Source organism: Microbulbifer sp. YPW1, from assembly GCF_013367775.1.
Classification (GTDB): domain Bacteria; phylum Pseudomonadota; class Gammaproteobacteria; order Pseudomonadales; family Cellvibrionaceae; genus Microbulbifer.
This window is the reverse complement of sequence record NZ_CP055157.1, coordinates 284849-306486: the sequence shown is the minus strand read 5'-3', so window position 1 is coordinate 306486 and position 21638 is coordinate 284849. Positions and strand designations below refer to the sequence as shown.

At 59.5% G+C, this 21638-nt stretch carries 18 protein-coding genes and 1 riboswitch; of the genes, 10 read left to right on the top strand and 8 right to left on the bottom strand.

The annotated features are described in order from the left end of the window. Positions 1–3: 3 nt before the first annotated feature. On the bottom strand, positions 4–2946 hold the full coding sequence (locus HUW35_RS01410) for a TonB-dependent receptor (RefSeq protein ID WP_181253934.1): 2943 nt from the start codon (positions 2944–2946) through the stop codon (positions 4–6). Between the two features lie 252 nt (positions 2947–3198). On the opposite strand from HUW35_RS01410, the gene HUW35_RS01405 reads away from it, so the two are divergent. Then, positions 3199–3825: an RNA polymerase sigma factor gene (locus HUW35_RS01405; RefSeq protein WP_181253933.1), complete on the top strand. Its 627-nt coding sequence runs from the start codon at positions 3199–3201 to the stop codon at positions 3823–3825. Next, positions 3822–4805, top strand: a complete 984-nt coding sequence (locus HUW35_RS01400; RefSeq protein WP_181253932.1) for a FecR domain-containing protein — start codon at positions 3822–3824, stop codon at positions 4803–4805. The genes HUW35_RS01405 and HUW35_RS01400 overlap by 4 nt, the downstream gene beginning before the upstream one ends. A 13-nt stretch (positions 4806–4818) precedes the next feature. Here HUW35_RS01400 and HUW35_RS01395 read toward each other — a convergent pair whose 3' ends face one another. The 3 genes from HUW35_RS01395 to ppa form a co-directional block, all read right to left on the bottom strand. After that, entirely contained in the window at positions 4819–5427 is a 609-nt protein-coding gene (locus tag HUW35_RS01395; protein ID WP_181255408.1) for a DNA-3-methyladenine glycosylase I, read from the bottom strand. 145 nt (positions 5428–5572) lie between these two features. Further along, positions 5573–8176, bottom strand: a complete 2604-nt coding sequence (locus tag HUW35_RS01390) for a TonB-dependent receptor (protein WP_181253931.1) — start codon at positions 8174–8176, stop codon at positions 5573–5575. A gap of 393 nt (positions 8177–8569) precedes the next feature. Then, the gene (gene ppa / locus HUW35_RS01385; protein WP_078085749.1) at positions 8570–9106 is read right to left on the bottom strand and encodes an inorganic diphosphatase; all 537 of its coding nucleotides are present in this window, start codon (positions 9104–9106) and stop codon (positions 8570–8572) included. Between the two features lie 209 nt (positions 9107–9315). Between ppa and HUW35_RS01380 the strand changes: the two genes are divergently transcribed. The 3 genes from HUW35_RS01380 to HUW35_RS01370 are packed head-to-tail and all read left to right on the top strand — an operon-like array spanning position 9316 to position 13426. After that, the gene (locus tag HUW35_RS01380; RefSeq protein ID WP_181253930.1) at positions 9316–10770 is read left to right on the top strand and encodes a glutamine synthetase family protein; all 1455 of its coding nucleotides are present in this window, start codon (positions 9316–9318) and stop codon (positions 10768–10770) included. Positions 10771–10823: 53 nt separating this feature from the next. After that, on the top strand, positions 10824–12212 hold the full coding sequence (locus HUW35_RS01375; protein WP_181253929.1) for an aldehyde dehydrogenase family protein: 1389 nt from the start codon (positions 10824–10826) through the stop codon (positions 12210–12212). Positions 12213–12241: 29 nt separating this feature from the next. Continuing rightward, entirely contained in the window at positions 12242–13426 is a 1185-nt protein-coding gene (locus tag HUW35_RS01370) for an iron-containing alcohol dehydrogenase (protein WP_181253928.1), read from the top strand. Here HUW35_RS01370 and HUW35_RS01365 read toward each other — a convergent pair. From HUW35_RS01365 to HUW35_RS01350, 4 genes are read right to left on the bottom strand one after another with little or no spacing between them, the layout of a single operon-like run. Then, on the bottom strand, positions 13395–14279 hold the full coding sequence (locus HUW35_RS01365) for a choline/ethanolamine kinase family protein (protein WP_181253927.1): 885 nt from the start codon (positions 14277–14279) through the stop codon (positions 13395–13397). The genes HUW35_RS01370 and HUW35_RS01365 overlap by 32 nt on opposite strands. Then, a complete protein-coding gene (pnuC, locus tag HUW35_RS01360; protein ID WP_181253926.1) occupies positions 14260–14946 on the bottom strand; it encodes a nicotinamide riboside transporter PnuC in 687 nt (228 codons plus the stop codon). Before pnuC ends, HUW35_RS01365 begins: the two co-directional genes overlap by 20 nt. Positions 14947–14961: 15 nt before the next feature. Continuing rightward, complete coding sequence (locus tag HUW35_RS01355; RefSeq protein ID WP_255463415.1) at positions 14962–15246, bottom strand: hypothetical protein; 285 nt, start codon at positions 15244–15246, stop codon at positions 14962–14964. Positions 15247–15275: 29 nt separating this feature from the next. Continuing rightward, complete coding sequence (locus HUW35_RS01350) at positions 15276–17405, bottom strand: TonB-dependent receptor (protein WP_181253925.1); 2130 nt, start codon at positions 17403–17405, stop codon at positions 15276–15278. A 54-nt stretch (positions 17406–17459) separates the two neighbouring features. After that, positions 17460–17575, bottom strand: a riboswitch (TPP riboswitch). Positions 17576–17705: 130 nt separating this feature from the next. Between HUW35_RS01350 and HUW35_RS01345 the strand changes: the two genes are divergently transcribed. The 5 genes from HUW35_RS01345 (at position 17706) to HUW35_RS01325 (ending at position 21547) form a co-directional block, all read left to right on the top strand. Next, entirely contained in the window at positions 17706–18704 is a 999-nt protein-coding gene (locus HUW35_RS01345; protein WP_181253924.1) for an LLM class flavin-dependent oxidoreductase, read from the top strand. Then, positions 18697–19098, top strand: coding sequence for a hypothetical protein (locus HUW35_RS01340; protein WP_181253923.1), 402 nt, complete (start codon positions 18697–18699; stop codon positions 19096–19098). Before HUW35_RS01345 ends, HUW35_RS01340 begins: the two co-directional genes overlap by 8 nt. A gap of 12 nt (positions 19099–19110) precedes the next feature. After that, complete coding sequence (locus tag HUW35_RS01335) at positions 19111–20043, top strand: aldo/keto reductase (RefSeq protein ID WP_181253922.1); 933 nt, start codon at positions 19111–19113, stop codon at positions 20041–20043. A gap of 23 nt (positions 20044–20066) precedes the next feature. Further along, positions 20067–20744, top strand: coding sequence for a DUF6064 family protein (locus tag HUW35_RS01330; protein ID WP_181253921.1), 678 nt, complete (start codon positions 20067–20069; stop codon positions 20742–20744). Between the two features lie 164 nt (positions 20745–20908). After that, positions 20909–21547, top strand: a complete 639-nt coding sequence (locus HUW35_RS01325; protein WP_181253920.1) for an RpiB/LacA/LacB family sugar-phosphate isomerase — start codon at positions 20909–20911, stop codon at positions 21545–21547. Positions 21548–21638: the final 91 nt, after the last annotated feature.

The following is a 21638-nucleotide window of genomic DNA, read 5'->3' as shown; positions in this document are numbered from 1 at the left end:
ACATCAGAACGCTATTTTCACACCCAGTGCAAAGCGACGTCCGTTTTCGTAAAAGCCCTGTGGGATACCGCTGGCGCTGCGAATACGCAGCACTTCCTCTGTCAGGTTGATCGCCTCCGCGGACAAGGACAGTCTCGGCGACCAGTGCCACTCCGCGGTGGCATCCCACTGCCGGTATGCATCGGTTTCACTCTGCGACCCGGCAATAATCTCTCCGTAGGAGCGCGAGCGGTAGTTGTAGCTCACCCGTCCATTAAACCGCGCATTTTCAAAATATAGCGACGCATTGAACTGGCTGCGGGAGTTGCCGGGCAGCTCCAGCGTACGTGTGCCATCGGCAGAGGGCACACTGGCATCGGTGTAGGTGTAATTGCTCAATACGCCAAAGCCCCCGCCGAGGGTTTGCTGCCACTGTAATTCTGCGCCGCGAATATCTGCCCCGGGGCCGTTCTGCGGGCGGGTGATGTAGAGCGATTCCCCGTCCACGATTTCCAGATTTACATGGGGATACACAAAGGTGGAAATATCCTTGTAAAACAGAGTGGCGGAAAACAGCGAGGCGTCTGCGAAATACCACTCCAGGCCCAGGTCCAGCTGGTCGGCACGATAGGGATCCAGCGTCGGGTTGCCCGCCGCGCCGTTACCGCTGGTCGGTTCGATGATGATATTCGGGGTCAGGTCTTTGAAGTTGGGGCGGGCCATTACCTGGGCGGCACCCAATCTGGCAACGAGATCATCGCCGAAGTGGTAGCTGAGGTTGGCACTGGGCAGAAGGTCCCGATAGCGGTTATCCACATGATGTAACCGGTCCCGATCATAAGCGCTGGCCCGCTGCCGGGTCGTCACGCCGCGCATACCGATATTGCCACTCCAGGCGCCGGCTTCCAGATCCAGGCTGGCGTAAGCGGCGGCGCTCTGCTCCCTGATTCGGAAAAACGCACTGCGGTCGTAGGTGTAGGTCATGGCGCCCGCCTGCAGTACCGGATCGATGACCGACGCGAGAAGGTCGGCATCGGTGACTGCGTAGCGGGTCAGGGTGTTGATGGTGGCGTTGTCGTTGCTCAGGAAAGGGCTCAGTCCGCTGCTGACCTGATCCAGACCCGTGGTGCTCAGCGCAGGCCACAGGGACGATTCGAGATCGATTTCACCTTCGGTGAGGTGGTTTTCTACCCGGTGATTCCTGACCTTGGCACCAAATTGAAGTTTGCGCAGCCAGCCGCTGGAAAACGCCTGCTCGAGATCCCATTGCGCGTAGTGTTCGCGGCTATTCATGGTGCGGATCCAGTCCCGCGTCAGCGGAGACAGCTGGGTCAGGGCCGCTGCATCCTCGGGATTCAGGTCCAGGTAGGTCGATTCCACGGCATCCCGGTCCAGGCGAAAGGCCACGCGGGTATTGCCGGTAAACCGGTACAGGCGATCGTGCTCGGTGCCGCCGCGGGCACTCGTATCGCCAAACTGGACGTGCTGGTCCCAGTTGTTGCCGCGGTAGCGGATGTCGATGTCGTTGACCCGTGTATCGATAAACGCCTCGCGCCGTATTGCATCGAGGATCGCACCGGGACTGTCCGGGTTTCCCAGCGTGCCGCCGGCCAGTATTGCGCGGCCGTCGTCGCTCGCGAGAAATATCGGGTCAGCAACGGTGGCCGGCGGCGACTCGCTGAGCTTGTAGCCGCCGGGGGCAAACAGGTAGTTGTGATTGGTGTTGTCGATATCCACTTGTGAGCGCAGCAGGTTGAGGGTCGTATCCCAGCGATCGCCCGGTGCCCACTGCAAAGTGAGGTTGCCGGTGGTGTGGCTGCGCTGTTGTTGCAGCAGGGCGGAACCGCCGCCCCAGACCGCGTAGACATCTTCGCTAACGGCGCCGTGGGCGTCGGTCACGGTATACAGGTTATTGTCGGCAAAGGTCTCCAGTCCGTCCCGGCGCGTGTCCCGTTTTTGCCAGTTGAGCGATGCCAGTACCCCCAGGGATTGTGCGGCGTTCTTCCAGCTGCCCAGTGCCGACCCCCGTGCTGCCCAGCGGTCTGCCAGTGCGCTGTAATTCTGGCCAGCCGATAAATACAGTTCACCGCTGTCCATTTCCAGGGGCTTGCGGGTGCGGACGATAACGGTGCCGCCGATACTGCCTTCGTCCAGGTCCGCACGGGGTGTCTTGTGCACCTCCAGTGACTGCACCAGTTGCGACGCGAGGGTGGAATAGTTGAACCCGCGACTCAGGTTGTCGTTGGCCCACCAGTAGGCAGATGCTACATGTTGACCATTCAGCAGGGTGCGGTTGATGTCCTTGTCGGTACCGCGAATATTCACGTCCCGGCCTTCCCCCCACACTCGGTCCACAGAGACGCCGGCGATACGCTGCAGGGCGTCCGCCACGTTGTGATCGGGAAACTTGCCGATATCCTCTGAGGTGGTTACCTCAATCAGGTTGCTGCTGGCCTGTTTCATGGCCAGGCTCTGGCGCAGGCTGGTGCGTACCCCGGTGACATAGGTCTCTTCCAGCGCCTGCGGTGGACGCGGCACAGGGATGGCAGTTACCGGCTCCGGATCTGCTTCCCTGGGCGATGCATTACCGCGGATAACCAGGGTGCCATTGTGACCGAGTTGATAGGTCAGTCCGGTATTTTTCAGGAGCTGCTGCAGGGCGGCTTCGGGAAGGTAGCGTCCGGAGACCGCGGTGGATAGCTGTGCCGGTAGCTCCTCGGGGCGGTAGAAAACCTGCATGCCGGATTGTTCGGCAAACTGTGTCAGTGCGCGCTCGAGCGGCTGTGCCGCCAGTTGAAATGAAAGCGGTTGGGCGGCGGAGGTTGTCTGCAGCGAGGTCGGATCATTTCCCGCAGATACGTCCGCCGCCGACAGCGCCTGGGCGGGTAGTGTGAACAATAGTGCCTGCAGCAGCGTCGCCACAGGCCCGCGGTGCCGCGGTTGGGCCATCGGGGGCGATTTAGTCATTATTGTCATTCTGGACTGAGCGGGCGTTTCTGAATTGAGCCTCAACTGCAGGTGCCTCAAAATACCTGATCCGCAATAAATCCTGCAAGCGGCAGCCGCGATGTGCACAGCGCGGCGGCGCTGGCTGGGGATTTTCGGCGGCATCTGGTAAATAATTGGAAAAAACTGTCGGGTTATCGTCGCCACTGTCGTTTACAGGAGTTATGGGTAAACGTTTATACAAAATCTTGAGCGGGATTCGCGGGGGGCGCGGTGGCTAGGTTCCAATCGCGGGCGGCGCTGCGCCTGGTGCAGAATCGGTCGGAGGCGCCAGCGGGAAAGCTTGCCGACGATCGCGGCTCTGCTAGTCACTCTTCTGATCTCTCTTCTGCGGATCGCGCTTATATCGAGGCGCTTTTTCTCGAATACCGCACATCGATCCGCAATTATGTGGCGCGGATGTTACCGGGAGGGCAACAGGAGGCGGATGTCGTCCTGCAGGAGACCTACGTCAAGATCCTCGGGTTGCGGGATCTTCAACCCCTGCGGGAAAGCCCGCGAGCCTACCTGTATACGGTTGCCACCAATCTGGTGCGCGATGGCCTGCGCCGCCATATACGCCGGAAAACGGATCATCACGAGTGCTTCGAGGATGCCAATCACACAAGCCCGGATCCGTCCCCCCAGGGCAGCGCCGAATGGCAGCAAAGCCTGCAGCAGCTCAAGCAGTCACTGCTGCGGCTCAAACCCGTCACCCGCAAGGTGTTTCTGTTGAGTCGCTTTGAAGAAATGACCTACCCGGAAATTGCCTCGGCACTCTCCATCAGTACCCGCAGTGTCGAGCGCCATATGAGTGCGGCCCTGAAGCACTTGCAAACAGAGTTGAATGAGTTGTTATGAGTCGAGCCGAAGTTGTTGATGAGTCCATTCGGGCCGCGGCCGCAGACTGGTTTGCGCGGCAGCAGAGTGCCGCTATGAGCGCCGCAGAAATCGAGGCGCTGGAAGCCTGGTTGCAGCAGGACGCGCGCCACCGCCTGGCTTTCAGTCAGTGCCAGCAGCTGAGCCTGATGAGCGAGTTGCTGAGCGGTGATGAGGAGCTCAACCGTGAATTGCCGGAGATTCGCAAGGCCGTGCGCCGTCGCAATCGCTGGCGCTGGTTTGGTGCCGTTGCGGCAACCGTACTGGTGGCGATAGCGGCCATGGTGCTGAAGCAGTATCAGACCATCGATTACTACCAGACCGGTATCGGTGAGCAGCAGGTAGTGCATCTGGAGGATGGTTCCACCTTGATGCTGAACACCGACAGCCGGGTGGGGGTGCGCTATCGCGGTAAGCGGCGTGCGTTGTGGCTGGAGCGGGGCGAGGCCTTCTTTATGGTGGCGAAAAACCCTGCGCGTCCCTTTGTCGTCAATGTATGCGGTTCCGAAGTACGTGCGCTGGGTACCGCATTCAATGTGGCACTGAAGGGGGCGGATGTTCAGGTTGCCGTAACCCAGGGGGTTGTGGATGTGCAGGCTGAACACGCGGACGGCGCACGTCAGCAGCTGGTCAAAATGCTCCCCGGTGAGGGTGTGCGCTACCGCGCAGCCAACCCCGGGGACAATAGTGGCGTGATACCGGTTGACCTGGAAAAGGTCACCGCCTGGCAGACCAAGCGGATTTATTTCGACAACGAGCGTCTCGAGGATGCCATTGCCGAGTACAACCGCTACACCACACGTAAAATGGTATTGGTGGGCGACGCGCTAGCGGACGCGCGCATCAGTGGTGTCTTCAACACCGGAGATGCCGATGCGCTGGCGTTTGCCCTGGAGCAAAGTTTCGGTGCACGTATCAACAAGAATGATCAGCGCGTGCTGATATTGCCCGCGCGGGATTGAATAACCCATTTTTTCATTTGGGCCGTTTGAATGCCCTGCGCGCCTTGTCCACCTCGCTGCGGGACTTGCAGTCTTCCAGGTGGTCGTTGATCAACCCCATGGCCTGCATAAAGGCGTAGACGGTAGTGGGGCCGACAAATTTCCAGCCGCGTTTCTTAAGGTCTTTGGCGAGTGCTTTGGAGGTTTCTGAGGTGGAAGCGCTCTGTGGTGCTTGCCCGTTTTGTGGCGTGGGCTCATGGCGCCAGATATAGGCGGCAATGGAACCTTCCTGCTTGACCAGCTCCTGCGCTCTCTGCGCGTTATTGATCACCGCTTCAATCTTGCCGCGGTGGCGAACAATACCCTCATCCCCGAGCAGGCGTTCCACGTCTTTTTCAGTAAAGCGTGCCACTTTATTGAAATCAAAATTTTTGAACGCTTTGCGGAAGTTTTCGCGCTTGGCCAGTATCGTGCGCCAGCTCAGGCCGGACTGGAAACTTTCCAGGCACAGTTTTTCAAACAGCCGCCGGTCGTCGTCTACCGGGAAGCCCCATTCTCTATCGTGATAGTCAAAAAATTCCGGTGCTGCTGCGCACCAGCCACAGCGGGGCATGCCATCGGGTCCATCTACGGTTTTGCTCATATCGCCGCCCGTTTCTTTGAAGGTTGGTTCGAGCATCGACTATAACCGGCCTGGCGCGCGTCGCCCAGACATCGATCGCAACTAAAAAAGGCGCCCGGAGGGCGCCTGCAAGCGGTGACAAGGTGATGCCTGCTAGTAAGGGGTTTTAAAAGGAAAGACGTGCGCCCAGGCTGAAGCGCGGTCCGTTTTCATAGAAGCCTACGGGGATGCCGTCGGCGGTGCGCATGTAGATGATTTCATTGGTGAGGTTTACCGCGGTAAAGAAAACATCCACATTCTCGTTCACCATCCAGTTGGCGGTCGCGTCCCACTGATCGTACTGATCGGTAACCAGCTGGGATCCGGAGGTGAGCCCGCCGTAGGATTCGGAGCGCAGGTTGTAGGACAGGCGCAGGCTCAGGAAGTCATTCTCGTAATAAGTCGAAGCATTGAACTGGTCGCGGGAATTGCCCGGTAACTCCAGCTTGCTGCCGGGCACCTTGGCGTCGGTCCAGGTGTAATTGCCGAGCACCCCGAAACCGCTCCCGAAATCATGCTGCACCTGAATCTCCAGGCCCTGGATATCCGCACCCTTGTCGGCGTTGTAGGGACGGGTGACATTAATGCTCTGGCCGTCAATCTCTTCTACCTGGGTGTTCTGGAACACGAAGGTACTCAGGTCCTTGTTGAAGTAGGTTGCGGCTACCAGGCTCGCATCACTGAAATACCATTCGGCACCCAATTCAAACTGATCTGCGAAGATGGGTTTCAGCATGGGGTTGCCGGCAGTGGCGGTGCCACTGGTGGCGTTGATCACGATATTGGAACTGAGGTTCTGGAATGTCGGGCGGGCCATGGCGCGGGACGCGGCACCGCGCAGAATAATGTCTTCCGCGAGATCGTAGATCACGTTCACGCTCGGCAGCGCCTCGCGATAGCTGCGGCTTACCGCGCCGCGCTCACCATCAATATAGGCGTGGGAGGTCTGGTCCGTTTCCACCAGTCGTACGCCGAAATTACCGTGCAGATTGCCGCTTTCGAAATCTGCCTGGGCATAGGCCGCGGCAATGTCCTCGTTGATCTTGTAATAGGCTCTCTGGTCTTCCGCGTAGGTCATGGCGCCGGCATCCAGAATACTGTCGATCTTTTCCCGGGCGAGACCGGTATCCAGGAACGCGTACCGGGTGAGTGAGCCGCTAGTCGCGCCTTCGCCGTGCAGGCGGGGACTCGGACCTGAGGACACATCCGCGAGGGTGATCGCATTCAGTGCGGCCACCTGATCGGCAATGTCCGGATTGCTTACGTCTACGGAACCGTTCTGGCGATTGTTCTCGATGGTGTGGTTGCGCATTTTGACGCCGGTCTTGATGGCGGTGATCGCCCCCAGTTGCACGTCGATCACGCCGTCTGCCTGGAAGTAGCTTTCGTCATCTTCCATCACACGCACCCAGTCCCGCAGGTTGGCGGCGTTCAGGTGCAGCGCACTGCCATCCAGGGGATCAATGCCCGGAAAGCTGAATTCGTTGGTATTGGTTCCGAAATTCAGGTCTTCCGCACTGTTGCCTTCGAACCAGTAATTGCGGTCCTTGGTACTGCCACCCTCCGCGCTGGTGGTACCGGCCTGCAGGTGCAGGGTCCAGCTGTCGCCGGTGTAATCGGCGGCAAAGTCCAGCACCTCGGATTCCACAAAGGCATCGCGCACGATGGGCTCGTCGGCCACGCCAATGCTGTCGGGATTTTCGATCACTCCACCCACCAGAGCCTGGTAGCCATCGCTGGTGGGAATGAACACAGGGTCGGTCACCACATCGCCATTGGGAATCTTGTAGCCGCCGGCAACGAACAGGTAGTTCTGGTTGCTGTTGTCCATATCCATGTCGGAGGCGACATAGTTCATGGTCATATCCCAGCGATCAGACGGGCGGAACTGCACGGTGAGGTTCGCGGTATCGCGCTGGCGATCCTGCTGGAAAATTGCCGAGCCTCCGCCCCAGGGAACGTAGACATCTTCGGTGACGTTGCCGTTCTGGTCGGTAACGGTATAGAGGTCGTTGGTGGGAAAAACCTCGAGGCCGTCGCGGCGCATGGTGCGCTGCTGGCTGTTGTAAGAGGCGAGCACGGCAAAGGTCTCTGCATCATTTTTCCAGCTGACCAAGCCGGACACCTGTGGATCCCTGGTGTCCGGCAGCTCGCTGTATACGCTCTCGGTAGATAGGTTTACGGTCATCGGATCCAGGTCCAGCGGCTTGCGTGTGATGACATTCACCATACCGCCAATACTGCCCTCGTCGTGACGGGCTTCCGGACTCTTGTACACTTCCAGCGCAGAAACCAGCTCGGACGCGAGAATGGAATAGTTGAAACCGCGACTCGGGTTGTCGTTGGCCCACCAGTAAGCGGAAGCCACGTTCTGGCCGTTCATCAGGGTGCGGTTCAGGGTACTGTCGGTGCCGCGCACGAAAATATCCCGGCCCTCGCCCCAGATACGGTCGACGGAAATACCTGGTACACGCTGCAGGGAGTCGGCCACGTTTTTATCCGGGAATTTGCCGATGTCTTCGGAGCTGATGGCGTCGACAATGGAGGTGGCGTCGCGCTTAACGTCCAGCGACTGTTGCAGGGCACCGCGAATACCGGTTACCACGACTTCCTCTACGATTTTACCTTCAGTCTCAGTTTCCTGCGCGGCAGCGCCGGCGGAAATCATGGCAATGGTGCCTGCCAATAGTGTTTTGTGGAACAGGGCGGATGGGAAGCGCGATCTTTGCATGGGTTTCTCCATTCTATTGTTATCTGGCGTGTAGCATTTTTTGTTATGTCAAAGCACAGCCCCGAAGTTTTTTCGGGGTGTAAACGGGTAAACGCCGGTGGTGGAGAAATCCCGACAGGGAGGCAGAAAAATAATTTAAGGAGCCCTGCTGTAGTGTCAGCAAGGGGGAAGATCGTGGCGGTGCCGCTACCGGGTACAGCCTTGTGAGACACGCCGTGAACCCATCCCTGGGGGCTCTTCGAAAAAGTCCCTTTTTTCGAAGGTCTCACAAGGCTGTACCCGGTATCGGCACCTTCGCCGCGAGCGTTGAGGAAGTTGGGGAAATAGTTGGAGCGTTAATTTCAGGCACAAAAAAGCCGGCTTAAAGCCGGCTTTTCGAAAAGAGTAGGGCGATTAGCCTTCTTCTTTCAGGTAGCGCTCGCGGGAAGCCATAACTTCTTTGCGTGCAGCGTCAGCGTCGGCCCAGCCGTCTACTTTCACCCACTTGCCTGCTTCCAGGGCTTTGTAGTTTTCGAAGTAGTGCTCGATCTGCTTGATCAGCAGTTCCGGCAGGTCGCCGATTTCGTTGACGTGATCGTACAGCTTGGTCAGCTTGGTGTGCGGTACCGCCAGCAGCTTGGCGTCTACACCGGATTCGTCGGTCATGTTCAGCACGCCGATCACGCGGGAGCGGATCACGGAGCCAACCATTACCGGGTACGGAGCAACAACCAGCACGTCCAGGGGGTCACCGTCTTCAGACAGAGTCTGGGGTACGTAACCGTAGTTGGCCGGGTAGAACATCGGGGTGGCTACGAAACGGTCTACGAATACCGCGTCCGCGTCCTTGTCGACTTCGTATTTGATCGGATCGTGGTTGGCCGGGATCTCGATGATTACGTTGATATCGTTAGGCAGTTCTTTGCCAGGGGAAACCTTGTCGAAGCTCATTGCTGGTCCTGAATGATGTTGTGTGGGTCAAAAATTTGGAGGCCGGATTATATACCCTGAGCGTGCGCTAACATAGCCGTCAGCGTGACCGCTCAAATTTTGTTCAGTTTGGAGCTGTGCCGGCAGACTCAACGTGTGTCGACTATGCTGAGTGCAGGAATCCGTCCGTCGCCGGAGGCGACGGCTCGGTCACAATAACGGAGCCCAGCATGGACGAATCCACCGAGCTGCCATCATCCCCGGCGGCAACGAACTCCCTGTCTTCCCCGACCGCTGTCAGCGACAACCCGGTACCCGGTCCGCGCCAGGTGCGCAGTGTCGCGGATGCCAAGCGCCTCGTGGAGGCCCGCGGCCTCACCCATGTAAAGGTGGGCCTGTTTGACAACGACGGGGTGATGCGTGGCAAGTACATGAGCCGCGAGAAGTTCTTCTCCGCGCTGGACCATGGGTTTGCCTTCTGTGACGTGGTGCTGGGATGGGATGTGCAGGACCAGCTCTACGACAATACGCGCTACACCGGCTGGCACACGGGCTACCCGGATGCGCCGGTCAGGATTCTGCCCCACACCTGCCGGGAGGTGCCGTTCGAGGACGGGATGCTGCTATTTCTGGCGGAGTTCTCCGACTCTGCGGAGGTGGTATGTCCACGGGCCCTGCTGCGGCGGGTGATCCAGCGCTGTGAGAAAGCCGGATTTGCGCCCTACGGTGCGCTGGAGTACGAGTTTTTCATGTTCGATGAAACCCCGGACTCCGCCCGTGCCAAGGGATACCGGAACCTCAAGCCTTTTACTCCGGGCTGGTTCGGCTACTCGATGATCCGCAACTCGGTGCACGCGGACCTTTACCACGAGATCCTCGAGTTGGCACAGCAGATGGATTTCCCCATCGAGGGGCTGCACACGGAGACGGGCCCGGGGGTACTCGAGGCGGCGATCACCGTCGATGATGTGGAGGCCGCGGGTGATAAGGCGGCGCTGTTCAAAACCTTCATCAAGGTGCTGGCGGAGCGGCGCGGGTTGATGGCCACCTTTATGGCCAAGTGGTCCAATGACTATCCCGGCCAGAGTGGCCATATCCATCTGTCCCTGCGCAACAAGAGCGACAACAAATCCGCCTTTTTCGCCAAAGACGCCCCCCACACCATGAGTGACGTACAGCGACAGTTTCTCGCCGGCCAGCAGCGCCTGATGCCGGAACTGCTGTGTATGGTGGCGCCCACGATCAACAGTTACCGCCGCCTGATCCCGGGTTTCTGGGCGCCCACCGATGCTACCTGGGGGGTCGAAAACCGGACCGCCGCGCTGCGGGTGATTCCCGGAAGTGACAAGTCACAGCGTCAGGAGTACCGGCTCGGCGCGGCCGATGCCAATCCCTACCTGGCCCTGGCCGTTGCGCTGGGCTCCGGTATCTACGGTATCGAGCAGGGTTGGCAACCGGGAGACGCGGTGGATGGCAATGCCTATGCGCTGGAGCATCCGCCGCAACTGGCGCTGCCGCGCACCCTGTGGGATGCGGCGCAACGCCTGAAGCAATCGGCAGCCGCCCGCGATCTGTTTGGCGATGCCTTTGTCGATCATTTCGCGGCGAGCCGCGAATGGGAGGAGCGCGAGTACCGCCGTCATATCGGCGAATGGGAACTGCAGCGCTACTTCGAAATCATCTAGCAATTCATCTGGCCGGCACGGTGCCCGGTATCGGCAGGAAGCCCTCGAGCCCTATGGAAAAACTTCGCTGTATTTCCCCGATTGATAACAGTCTGTACATCGAGCGCCCCCTCGCGACTGACTATGAAATCCAGAATGCGCTGAACCTCGCCCAGCGCGCACAGCCAGGCTGGGCAGAGGTGCCGCTGCAGCAGAAAGTAGCGCTGGTGCGTGGGGCCGTGTCGGTGCTGCAACAGAAAAAGCCCGCGTTGGCCGAGGAGATCTGCTGGCAGATGGGGCGCCCCATTGCGTGTGCCGGCGGCGAGATCGATGGCTTTGCCGAACGTGCGCTGGCCATGGCCGCGCTGGCGGAATCCGCGCTGGCAGATATCCAGCTGCCGGAGAAAACCGGATTTCAGCGTTTTATCCGGCGGGTGCCTCTGGGCGTCTCTTTTATTATCGCGCCCTGGAATTACCCGTACCTGACCGCGGTCAACGCGGTGGTGCCAGCATTGCTTGCCGGCAACAGCGTACTGCTCAAACACTCGGCGCAAACCCCTTTGTGTGCCGAGCGCATGGTCGAGGCATTTAGCGAGGCGGGGTTGCCGGAAGGGGTGTTCCAGTATCTGCATCTCGGGCACCGCGATGCCGAGCAGATCATTATTGGCAGTGACGTCCAGCATGTGGCGTTTACCGGTTCTGTGGCCGGGGGCGCTGCGGTAGAAACGGCCGCCGCGGGACGGTTTATTTCCCTGGGGCTGGAGCTCGGCGGCAAAGATCCGGCGTATGTCCGTTCCGATGCCGATATCGAGTATGCGGTGGCGTCGGTGGTGGACGGTGCTTTTTTCAATTCCGGGCAATCCTGCTGTGGTATCGAGCGCGCCTACGTTCATCACTCGCTATTCGATGAATTTATCGAGCGCGCGATACCCTTGATTCAACAGTATCGCCTCGGTCGATCAGACGAGCCGGATACCACCCTCGGTCCGCTGGTGCGGGCGGGTGCCGCGGATTTTGTGCGGGACCAGATTGATGAGGCCGTGCAGCAGGGGGCATTGGCTCACATCGATGGCGGGGATTTTGCATTGGATCGACGTGGCAGTGCCTATATGGCGCCGCAGTTACTCACCGGTGTGAATCACGAGATGCGCGTGATGAGTGAAGAGTCTTTCGGGCCGGTGCTGGGCGTGATGTCGGTCGCCGATGATAACGAGGCCCTGGCGTTGATGAACGACAGTGAATACGGCCTCACCGCTGCCATTTATTCCGCGGACTCGGAAGCGGCGATTGCCCTTGGGAATCGTTTGCACACCGGCACGGTATTTCTCAACCGGTGCGACTATCTGGATCCGGAGCTGGCCTGGACCGGGGTCCGAAAATCCGGTCGCGGCTGTACCCTGTCGAGTGTCGGCTTTGAACATGTGACGCGCCCGAAATCTTTCCACCTGAAAACAACCTTGTAAGCCGGGTATTCCCGGCCGTGGACTCTGCAATGACTGACGTTCGTGTCCCACATCTCTCCGCCAACTGGAATTACCCCACGGCCATTCGCGCTGGTGCCGGGCGTGTGCGGGAGCTGCCATCCCTTTGCTTCGAGTTCGGCATGCGCGCTCCGCTGCTGGTGACCGATCCGGGACTGGCGTCGCTGCCGTTGATCAACAACATCCTCAACCTGTGCGAGGAAAACGGGCTGCGCGTCGACATGTTCGCCAACATCAAGGGCAACCCCACCGGCCAGAACGTGATTGAAGGCCTGACGGTATTCCGCACCGGTGAGCACGACGGGGTCCTCGCGGTGGGCGGTGGCTCCGCACTGGACGCGGCAAAAGCGATTGCGCTGATGGCGGGTCAGAGCCGCCCGCTGTGGGATTTTGAAGATCTGGAAGACAACTATCTGCGCGTAAATGAAGATGCCATGGCGCCGGTGATCGCGGTGCCTACCACCGCGGGCACCGGTTCCGAAGTGGGGCGCTCGTCGGTCATCACCGATGAGGAGGCCGAGATCAAACGGATTATCTTCCACCCCAGAATGTTACCTGCGCAGGTGATTCTGGATCCGGAGCTCACCTGCGGCCTGCCCGCCAATATTACCGCGGCCACGGGAATGGATGCTTTGTCCCACAATCTGGAAGCTTTCTGTGCGCCGGGCTTTCATCCCATGGCGGAGGGTATCGCACTGGAAGCAATGCGCCTGATCAGTGTGTATTTGCCCCGTGTGGTGGCCAATGGCAACGACCTGGACGCACGCATGCAGATGCTGGTGGCTTCCAGTATGGGGGCTACCGCATTCCAGCGCGGACTGGGCGCGATGCACGCAATGGCGCATCCGCTGGGGGCGCTGTTTGATGCGCATCACGGCCTGCTCAACGCGATCTTGATGCCCTATGTTCTGCGTGCCAATGAAAGCGCCATCGGCGAGCCCATGGAGCGGCTGGCGCGACATCTGGATCTGCCCAATCCGGGATTTGGCGGTGTGCTGGAGTGGGTCTATCAGTTGCGCTTGGACCTGGGGATTCCAAACACACTGCAGGAAATTGGTATCGATGGGGAGCAGGCGGAGCGGATCGGACGCATGGCGGTGGCCGATGCGGCGGCTGCCAGCAACCCGGTTGCGTTCGATGCCGAAGATTACCGGGATATTTTTCTCAGTGCCCTGACCGGGACAGCGCCTTCCTGATGGCTTCGATTTCACGGCGCAGCACGGCGGAAAAATTCTGCTTCTCCGCATGGTCGTCGGAATTGGAGGCCTGAACCGCATACCAGAGTATCGACAGGTAACGGTAAATCACTCGCCAGTGGTCCAGTCGGGCCATTTCCTCGTTATCCACCGGTTGTGCCAGATACTGTTGCAGCAGGTGCGACTGCTGCGCGGAATCCAGGTCGTAACCCTCGGCAATCACCGCGAGATCGTAAAAAGGATCACCGCTCGCGGCATATTCCCAGTCGATCGCGTACAGGCGCCCGCTCTCGCTAATCAGCAGGTTGTCGGCGAGCAGGTCGTTGTGGCACAGGGCAGGCGAGGATGCACAATTTCGTGTCGCAACAATACTGGACTGCACCCTGCGCTGCAGTGTGCGCAAGGATTCGAAAAAAGCGTCGTCTGTGTTGATCGATGTCCAGTAGCTGGCAATTTTCTGCTCAATATCCAGCTGCGCGGCAATGGGCGGCAGCCGGTGAATGTCTTGCAACAGCTGCGCAATTTGCGCAATTCCGGTGTTTTCCGCCAGCGTCAGCGGTGTACCGGAAATATAGCGGGTGACCAGGTAGCGGTATTCGGGGTCGCAGTACACCAGCGGCGCGCAGAGCCCTTCCGTGTCCGCCAGATGTAATGCCTCCGCTTCCGCGGGGCGGTTCAGGTCCAAAGCATCACTGATCGGGGAATTGAGCCGCAGTACCAACCTGTCCTCGCCCGCTGCCAGCAGGAAGCTGCGATTGGTCAGGCCCAGGGTGAGGGGCTTGAGCAGCGTCGGTTGGCTAGTGCTCCACAGAGGCCAGTCGGCAGGCAGGAAATCAGCCGGTGGGAGCGTCACGGTGGGGCTCGGTGGCAGGTGTCACGCGGTTGGTGGGAGAACCCGCGTGCAGCATGCCCTGCTGTTTGCGGTAGAGAGAAAGCCACTGGAAGAATCCAATCACTACCAGGATCACATAGAGCGCAAACAACACCGCGGTAAGGTACAGCTCGCGGTCGATGTACAGGTAAATGGCAGCACCGTCGATCACAATCCAGTAGAGCCAGTTTTCGATGACCTTGCGCGTGACCATGTAGGTAGTCACTACGGCGCCCCAGGTGGTGAAGGAATCCAGATAGGGCAGGGCGGCGCTGGTGTAGTTGTCCAGCACATAGCCGAACAACAGGGTCAGCAGTCCGATAAAACTGAAGGCGAGCAGGTGGGTGCGGGCCCGCCAGCGGTGAATATGGCGTTCCTTGCTGGCATCGTTGCGATGTCGCCATTGCCACCAGCCGTATACCGCAATCAACAGGTAGAAGACCTGCAGTGCGGACTCCATCAGCAGGCTGACGTCCCAGAACAGGAACAGGTAAATCGCCGTGCTGGCGAAAGCCGCGTACCAGCACAGGATATTTTCCCGCATCGCCAGTAGCAGATAGGCGAGCGCGAGTATCACCGCTGCCAGCTCCCACAGGGACATGGCGGCAAGGGAACTGGTGATGGCGTCGCGCACTTCCGGGCTGAACATGATCGCGGTTTCCGTTTACACGCCGAGATTGGGATTCAGGTCGCCGTCGATAAATTTGCACACGAAAATCGCACGCCCAAACTGCTCGTAGGAGGTACGGATTTCCGTTTTCAGCATATCCATCAGTGGATCGTAGTCACCGAACACCTGGGTGCTCATGGTGTTGCTGATCACCTGCAGTTCCGGGTGGTTGTGCAGGCGTTCGATAAAGTCTCTGATCGCGGGCAGGTACTCGTCTTGCAGCGGGTACATGCTGATTTCCACAGACAGCTTCAAGGACGGTTCATCAGGAGATTCCATGGTGTTCGGCTCCGGTTCTTTTCGGGAAATCAGAAAGTATAGCTCGCGGACACACCCGCCACACGTGGCTCTCCCAGCTGGTAGTAGGCATCCGGCGCGTAGCCATTGGCCGGGTTGTTACCGAACTGGTTACTGAAATAAAAGCCGCGGGTGTAGATTGTCTCATCGGTGAGATTGCGTCCCCACAGGGAAATATCCCAGTCATCGCCGCGGTAGGTCAGACGCGCGTTGACCAGTTCATAGGCGGTGGATTTTTCGTTGTGGCTGTTGGAGAAATAGAAGTCGTCCTTGCCTTCCACTTCCACGCGGAACATCAGGTTCGCTGTCAGTGCATATTCGGCACCGGTGAAGAACTGATAGTTGGGGGCGTGGGCCAGATCGCGGCCTTCGAGGCTGACCAGCGAGGTTTCACCAGTGTTGTCATCGCGGGCATCCACGTGGGTGCTGCTGATAAAGTCCTCGAATTCCGCATTCAGCCAGCCGAAAGTGGCGAACAGTTGCAGGGCGTCGCTTGCCTGAAAGGTGACTTCAGCTTCGATACCGGTACTGTGGCCTCCGGCTGCGTTTGCCAGGTAATCGTCGAAGGAAAAATCCTCCGGATTGAAAATGGACTGCTTGGCCTGGACATCGCTGCGGTCCTGGTAGAAGGCGGCGACCTGGGCCTGCAGGCGGTTTTCCAGCCAGTCGCCTTTTACCCCCAGCTCGTAGTTCAGCATGCTTTCGGTATCGAATAGGAAAGTGTCGCTGCCGATATCCGGATTGCCGGCAGAGGCGGAGATGATACGCCCGTTAACGCCACCCGCCTTGTATCCGCGGGATAGGGTGCCGTAGACCATGGTGGTGTCGCTGGCGCTGAAGCGCAGGGTGATATTGCCTCCCCACAGGTCTTCGCGGGTGTCGCTGGTGACCGCGAGGGAGTCCGCGTAATCCGCACTGCGCTGTTCCAGGCGCAGGCCGGTAATCAGTTCAAAGCGCGCACCTATTGCGCTATTCAGCTGTCCGTAAATCGCCGCGTTGTCGGTGTCGAACTGACTGGCGAAGCTGGCATTGCGCTCCAGGGCTTCTTCCTCGCTACGCAGGTAAACCCCGGCCACCCAGCCGGTACTGCCGCCAAACAGCAGGCTGTCATTGGTGGAAACCAGGCGCACGTCCGCGCTCAGGTTGTCGCGGTCGCGCAGGTAGTTATCTGTGGAGCTGTACTCCCAGGGGTGGAAGCCGACGTGGGTCCAGTCCTCGTCGTAGCCGTATTCGGTGTCGGAGCTGGCGGCGCTCAGTACAGATTTCAGAGTGAACAGATCACTGCCGCTCCACTGGCTGCTGATCGCGCCCGCGAGGGTTTCCTGGCGGTCCCAGCCGGGCTGGTCGGACAGGGTATTGCGGGAATTATCCAGGGTGAAGGCATCGTAACCGTTGTCCGCATCCAGATAGAAAACGGTGAAGTCCAGCTGCAGGTCATCGCTGGCCTGATAGCGCAGCTTGCCGCGGCCCACGGTCTCATCGATGTTGTTGGTGTCCTTGCGGCCCAGGTAACGGTTGTGCACATAGCCGTCGGACTGCTGATTCTGCAGGGCAAAGCGGTAGCTCAGCTGCTCGGACAGCGAGCCACTGGTTACCGCGGACAGTGTATGGGCGCCATACTGGGCGGCCTCTGCAGACACTTTGGCAAACGGGGTTGCGCTGGGTGCATTGCTGGTCATGTTGACCAGGCCCGCCAGCGCGTTGGCGCCGTATACCGTTCCCTGCGGGCCGCGCAGGATTTCTACCTGTTGCATATCCAGGGTGCTGGCGGCGAGGCCCAGGCCGGTGAAATCGATACCGTCGACGATCAGGCCCACGGAGGGGTTCACCGGGTCAATAAACTGGCTGCGCTCGCCGATTCCGCGGATCTGTACGAAACGCCCGCGAGAGGCGCCACTGGAGAAATTCACATTGGGGGCCAGGTTCAGTAGCTGCTCGAGGTTGCTTGCGCCGCGGGTTTCAATTGCCGCGGAATTCAGCACACTCACGCTGGTTGGCGTGTCGAGCTGGCTGGCCTCTCGCAGCTGGCTGGTGACAACCACTTCCTCGATGGCGCTCTCCGCAGTGGTGGAGGTGCTGGTGAGTGCGATCGCAAGACCGATCGAATATGTCAGTGGTTTGATAGCGTGGTTGAAATTCATGGCTCTCTCTCGATAGGGAAATGAAAGAGACCCGGTGCGCGACGTGAAGAGGGGAGCTGGAGGACTACCTATTCCTACGCCGGTATTAACCGGATCAGGTTCAAGGGTTTGCTGTGGAATCCTCGCGGATCCTGCAGCATCTCAGGCGTAAGCCACCCCTTAGGTTTGCGGGCGCGATGCTATCAGATATTGATTGGCGCCGGAACTGGGGTGTGCACGGAGAACAGGTTGGATAGGATGGTCATATCTGATACGCCTATTTGACAAGATACGAAAGGCCAAACGCGTTAAGGAGTTGCTATGCGCGCATTCTCACTACTGGACCTCTCTCCGATTACCGAGGGCAGCGACGCCCGCCAGGCACTGATGAACTCTCTGGATCTGGCACAGCATGCGGAGCGCTTCGGATACCACCGTTACTGGATGGCCGAGCATCACAATATGACCGGTGTGGCGAGTGCGGCTACCGCGGTGGCTTTGGGGCACATCGCGGCGGGCACAGAGCGGATCCGCGTCGCCGCCGGTGGCGTCATGTTACCCAATCACGCACCACTGGTGATCGCCGAGCAGTTTGGCACCCTGGCGGCGCTCTATCCCGATCGTGTGGATCTGGGGCTGGGGCGCGCGCCGGGCACCGATGGCGCTACCATGACGGCGTTGCGCCGGGATCCCCTGCATGCGGCGGATCAGTTTCCGCAGGATGTGCGCGAGCTGCTGCACTACTTTGCCCCTGAAAAACCCGGGCAGCGGGTGCGCGCGGTGCCCGGAGCAGGGTTGCAGGTACCGGTCTGGCTGCTGGGCTCCAGCCTGTACAGCGCCCAGTTGGCGGCGGCGATGGGGCTGCCGTTTGCCTTCGCTTCGCACTTCGCTCCGGCCATGCTGGATCAGGCGCTGCATCTGTACCGCGAGCAGTTCCAGCCTTCCGAGCACCTGGATGCCCCCTATGTAGCCGCAGCGATCAATGTATTTACCGCAGATGACGGCGACGAGGCACGCAAGCTGATGACTTCCATCGAGCAGCAGTTTGTTGCCCTGCGCCGGGGCACCCCCGGCAAGATCAAGCCGCCGGTGGACGACCCGGAATCCATCGCGCCGCCCGCCGAGCGCATGCAGGTGGCGCAGGCCCTGGCGGAGAGCGCGGTGGGCACACGCGATACGGTGGCGGCATGGATTGATCGTTTTGTCGCGCGCACTGCGGTCGATGAGCTGATTGTCACCGGAGCTATCTACGATCACACGGCGCGGCTGCGTTCCTTCGAGCTGGCGGCGGAGGTGCTGCGGGAGCGTGTCGATGGCTGACCACTGGTCATCCTGGCGGCTGTTTCTGGCGCACTTCCTGTTTGTGCTGGTGGCGTGGACACTGTTTATCAAATACCTGTTTCCGGTGGCCTTTGCTTTGACCAGTGGATTGCCCTGGAACACGTATGTGTACTGGGACCTGTGGCCTGTCGCGCACTTGTGGCTTGGCTGGGCATTGTTGCAGAGACCCGGATATCTTCGCGCCCTGGCCATTGGCATGTCGGTGGTAGAAATCCTGATAATTGTAAGCAAGTTCCTGTTATTTCTGGCACAACCGGAATGGGATATCTGGCGCAGCAACTGGTTTGTGAATAAAGTTTTTGTGCTCGGCTGCTTCGTTCTGATTCTCGCGACCGCCATAGTGCGACCGCAGACATTCGAGGCTTATCGCTAAAGAGGAAAAACCATGGAAGGTCAGTTCTTGCGCCGCCGATTTCTCAAAATGCTGAGCGCCGGTGTGATCAGTGCCTGGGGATTTCCCCGTCTTCTTTCGGCCCAAGACTCGGCAATGCAACGCAAGCCGATTCCCGCGAGTGGTGAGCCGCTGCCGGTCATCGGTATGGGCACCTGGCGCACCTTCAATGTAGGGGATGACCCGGAGTTGCTCGCGGCGCGTACCCGGGTGCTGAAAGCATTTTTCGCCGGCGGTGGCGGGCTGGTAGATTCTTCCCCCATGTACGGTTCCGCCGCGGACACCCTGGGTTTTGCGTTGCGGCAACTGGGGGTGCCGAAATCCCTGTTCAGTGCGGAAAAGGTCTGGAGTCCCGCCGGCGGCACCACGCGTGAGCAAGTGGCGAGCCTCGCGCGGCGCTGGGGTTTGAAAACGTTTGATCTGGTGCAGGTGCACAACCTCGATGACTGGCAGCAGCACCTGCCCGTGCTGCGGGAACTCAAATCCAGTGGTGTTATCCGCTATTTGGGCATCACCACCTCTCACGGCCGCCGCCACGAGGAATTCGAGCGGGTGATGGCCGGTACCGAGATCGATTTCGCGCAGCTCACCTACAATATCACCCACCGGCAAGCCGAAGCGCGTCTGTTGCCTCTGGCCCGGGAAAAGGGGATCGCGGTGATTGCCAACCGACCCTACGACGGTGGCAGTCTGATCAAGGGATTGAAACGGCGGGAGCAACTACCGGAGTGGGCACTTGTGGAGTGTGGTTGCCAGACCTGGGCGGACTTCCTGCTGAAATTTATCGTCAGCCACCCCGCGGTCAACTGCGCGATACCCGCCACCTCCCTGGTCGCGCACATGAATGAAAATATGGCCGCTGGCCGGGCCCCGCTTGTGGACGAGAAAACCCGGCAGAAAATGGCGGCCTTCATCGAGTCCCTGTAGGGCAATCATCGGGAGCAAGCGCCATGAGCGACTGGAGCAGCTACGCACTGCGGGACTTTATTCCCTTCGCCCCGGACGTCTACTTCCGTCTGCTCGCGCGCATGGGGGAGAGCTTCTGGCCAATGCAGCTTTTTACCTTGGCCGCGGGCTTTGTGGCCCTGATATTGGCCTTGCGCGGCCGTGGTCGACCGGCGCTGGCGCTGCTGGCACCGCTGTGGGTATTTGTCGCTATCGCTTATTTCGAGCAGCGTTACGCCAACCTGAACTGGATTGGGCGCTACCTGTGCTGGGCGTGGCTGTTGCAAGGCGGGGCGCTGCTGGTGCTTGCCCTGACAGGCAGTAACAGCCGCCCGGCGGCTGCACCTGGCGTTGCCACAACCGGTGTGTTGATCGCGCTGGTGGGTTTGCTGGGGTTTCCCCTTCTGGTGCCGGTGCTCGGCATAGGCTGGCAGCAGGCGGAAGTCTTCGGCCTGCACCCGGATCCCACGGCCGTGGCTACCCTCGGCCTGCTACTGATTGTTCTGCGCGGCTGGGTGCAGTGGCTTGCGTGCGCGATACCTATGCTGTGGATCATTTTATCGGCGTTCACCCTGCAGGTGCTTGAGGCACCCTGGTATACAGCACTGTTTGCAGTACTAGCGGCGGCAATCGGTGGCCTGATTGGCGGGGCATGGCCTGTCACATTACGCAATCAGGCTTGAAGCACTCTGCAAACCTGCCTGACCGGTTTTTATTAATCGGCCAAACACATATAATCCCCGGACCGAAAATAAGCCCGCATCGGCCCGTTTTGTTCGTTTCTTGTACGGTTGTCGATAGCGATCCGCGTTCCTCCCCGCTCGCGGGGACAACTGGAGACCGATTTATGAAAATCGCACTGATGAACGAATTCAGCCAGGCGTCTAAAAACGCCACCGTGCTGAAAGAGTTGCAGGACGTCGCCGGCGAACTGGGCCACACCGTGTACAACACCGGTATGAGCGACGACAACGATCACCGCCTGACCTACATCCACCTCGGCATCATGGGCAGCCTGCTGCTGAACTCGAAGGCGGTAGACTTCGTGGTGAGTGGTTGTGGTACCGGCCAGGGCGCGCTCATGTCCCTGAACGCCTATCCCGGTGTGACCTGTGGCTACTGCATCGATCCGGCGGATGCCTTCCTGTTTGCCCAGATCAACAATGGCAACGCGCTGGCGATTCCCTTTGCCAAGGGCTTTGGCTGGGGTGCGGAGCTGAATATCCGCTACATGTTTGAAAAAGCCTTCACCGGCGTGAAAGGCCAGGGTTACCCGCCGGAGCGCAAAGAATCCCAGGTGGCCAACGCCGGCATCCTGAACCAGATCAAGGAAGCCACCGGTAAAGCCTACCTCGACGGCCTCAAGGCCATCGATCCGGAACTGGTAAAAACCGCCGTAACCGGTGAGCGCTTCCAGGCCTGTTTCTTTGAAAACAGCCAGGATCAGGAACTGACCGACTTCGTGCGCAGCGTACTGGATTCCTGAGATACACAGCGGGTGTCTTAAACGTGTACCCGTTGGCAAAGGCCGCTCCGGAATATCCAGAGCGGCCTTTTTTGTTTTATATTCCCGTGAC

Coding starts and splice junctions, on each gene's coding strand:
- HUW35_RS01370 (WP_181253928.1), top strand. CDS start 12,242: ATGACTGACGTTCGTGTCCCACATCTCTCCGCCAACTGGAATTACCCC.
- HUW35_RS01400 (WP_181253932.1), top strand. CDS start 3,822: ATGAGTCGAGCCGAAGTTGTTGATGAGTCCATTCGGGCCGCGGCCGCA.
- HUW35_RS01355 (WP_255463415.1), bottom strand. CDS start 15,246: ATGGAATCTCCTGATGAACCGTCCTTGAAGCTGTCTGTGGAAATCAGC.
- HUW35_RS01335 (WP_181253922.1), top strand. CDS start 19,111: ATGGAAGGTCAGTTCTTGCGCCGCCGATTTCTCAAAATGCTGAGCGCC.
- HUW35_RS01330 (WP_181253921.1), top strand. CDS start 20,067: ATGAGCGACTGGAGCAGCTACGCACTGCGGGACTTTATTCCCTTCGCC.
- HUW35_RS01350 (WP_181253925.1), bottom strand. CDS start 17,405: ATGAATTTCAACCACGCTATCAAACCACTGACATATTCGATCGGTCTT.
- HUW35_RS01375 (WP_181253929.1), top strand. CDS start 10,824: ATGGAAAAACTTCGCTGTATTTCCCCGATTGATAACAGTCTGTACATC.
- HUW35_RS01340 (WP_181253923.1), top strand. CDS start 18,697: ATGGCTGACCACTGGTCATCCTGGCGGCTGTTTCTGGCGCACTTCCTG.
- HUW35_RS01395 (WP_181255408.1), bottom strand. CDS start 5,427: ATGAGCAAAACCGTAGATGGACCCGATGGCATGCCCCGCTGTGGCTGG.
- HUW35_RS01345 (WP_181253924.1), top strand. CDS start 17,706: ATGCGCGCATTCTCACTACTGGACCTCTCTCCGATTACCGAGGGCAGC.
- HUW35_RS01410 (WP_181253934.1), bottom strand. CDS start 2,946: ATGACTAAATCGCCCCCGATGGCCCAACCGCGGCACCGCGGGCCTGTG.
- HUW35_RS01390 (WP_181253931.1), bottom strand. CDS start 8,176: ATGCAAAGATCGCGCTTCCCATCCGCCCTGTTCCACAAAACACTATTG.
- ppa (WP_078085749.1), bottom strand. CDS start 9,106: ATGAGCTTCGACAAGGTTTCCCCTGGCAAAGAACTGCCTAACGATATC.
- HUW35_RS01380 (WP_181253930.1), top strand. CDS start 9,316: ATGGACGAATCCACCGAGCTGCCATCATCCCCGGCGGCAACGAACTCC.
- HUW35_RS01325 (WP_181253920.1), top strand. CDS start 20,909: ATGAAAATCGCACTGATGAACGAATTCAGCCAGGCGTCTAAAAACGCC.
- pnuC (WP_181253926.1), bottom strand. CDS start 14,946: ATGTTCAGCCCGGAAGTGCGCGACGCCATCACCAGTTCCCTTGCCGCC.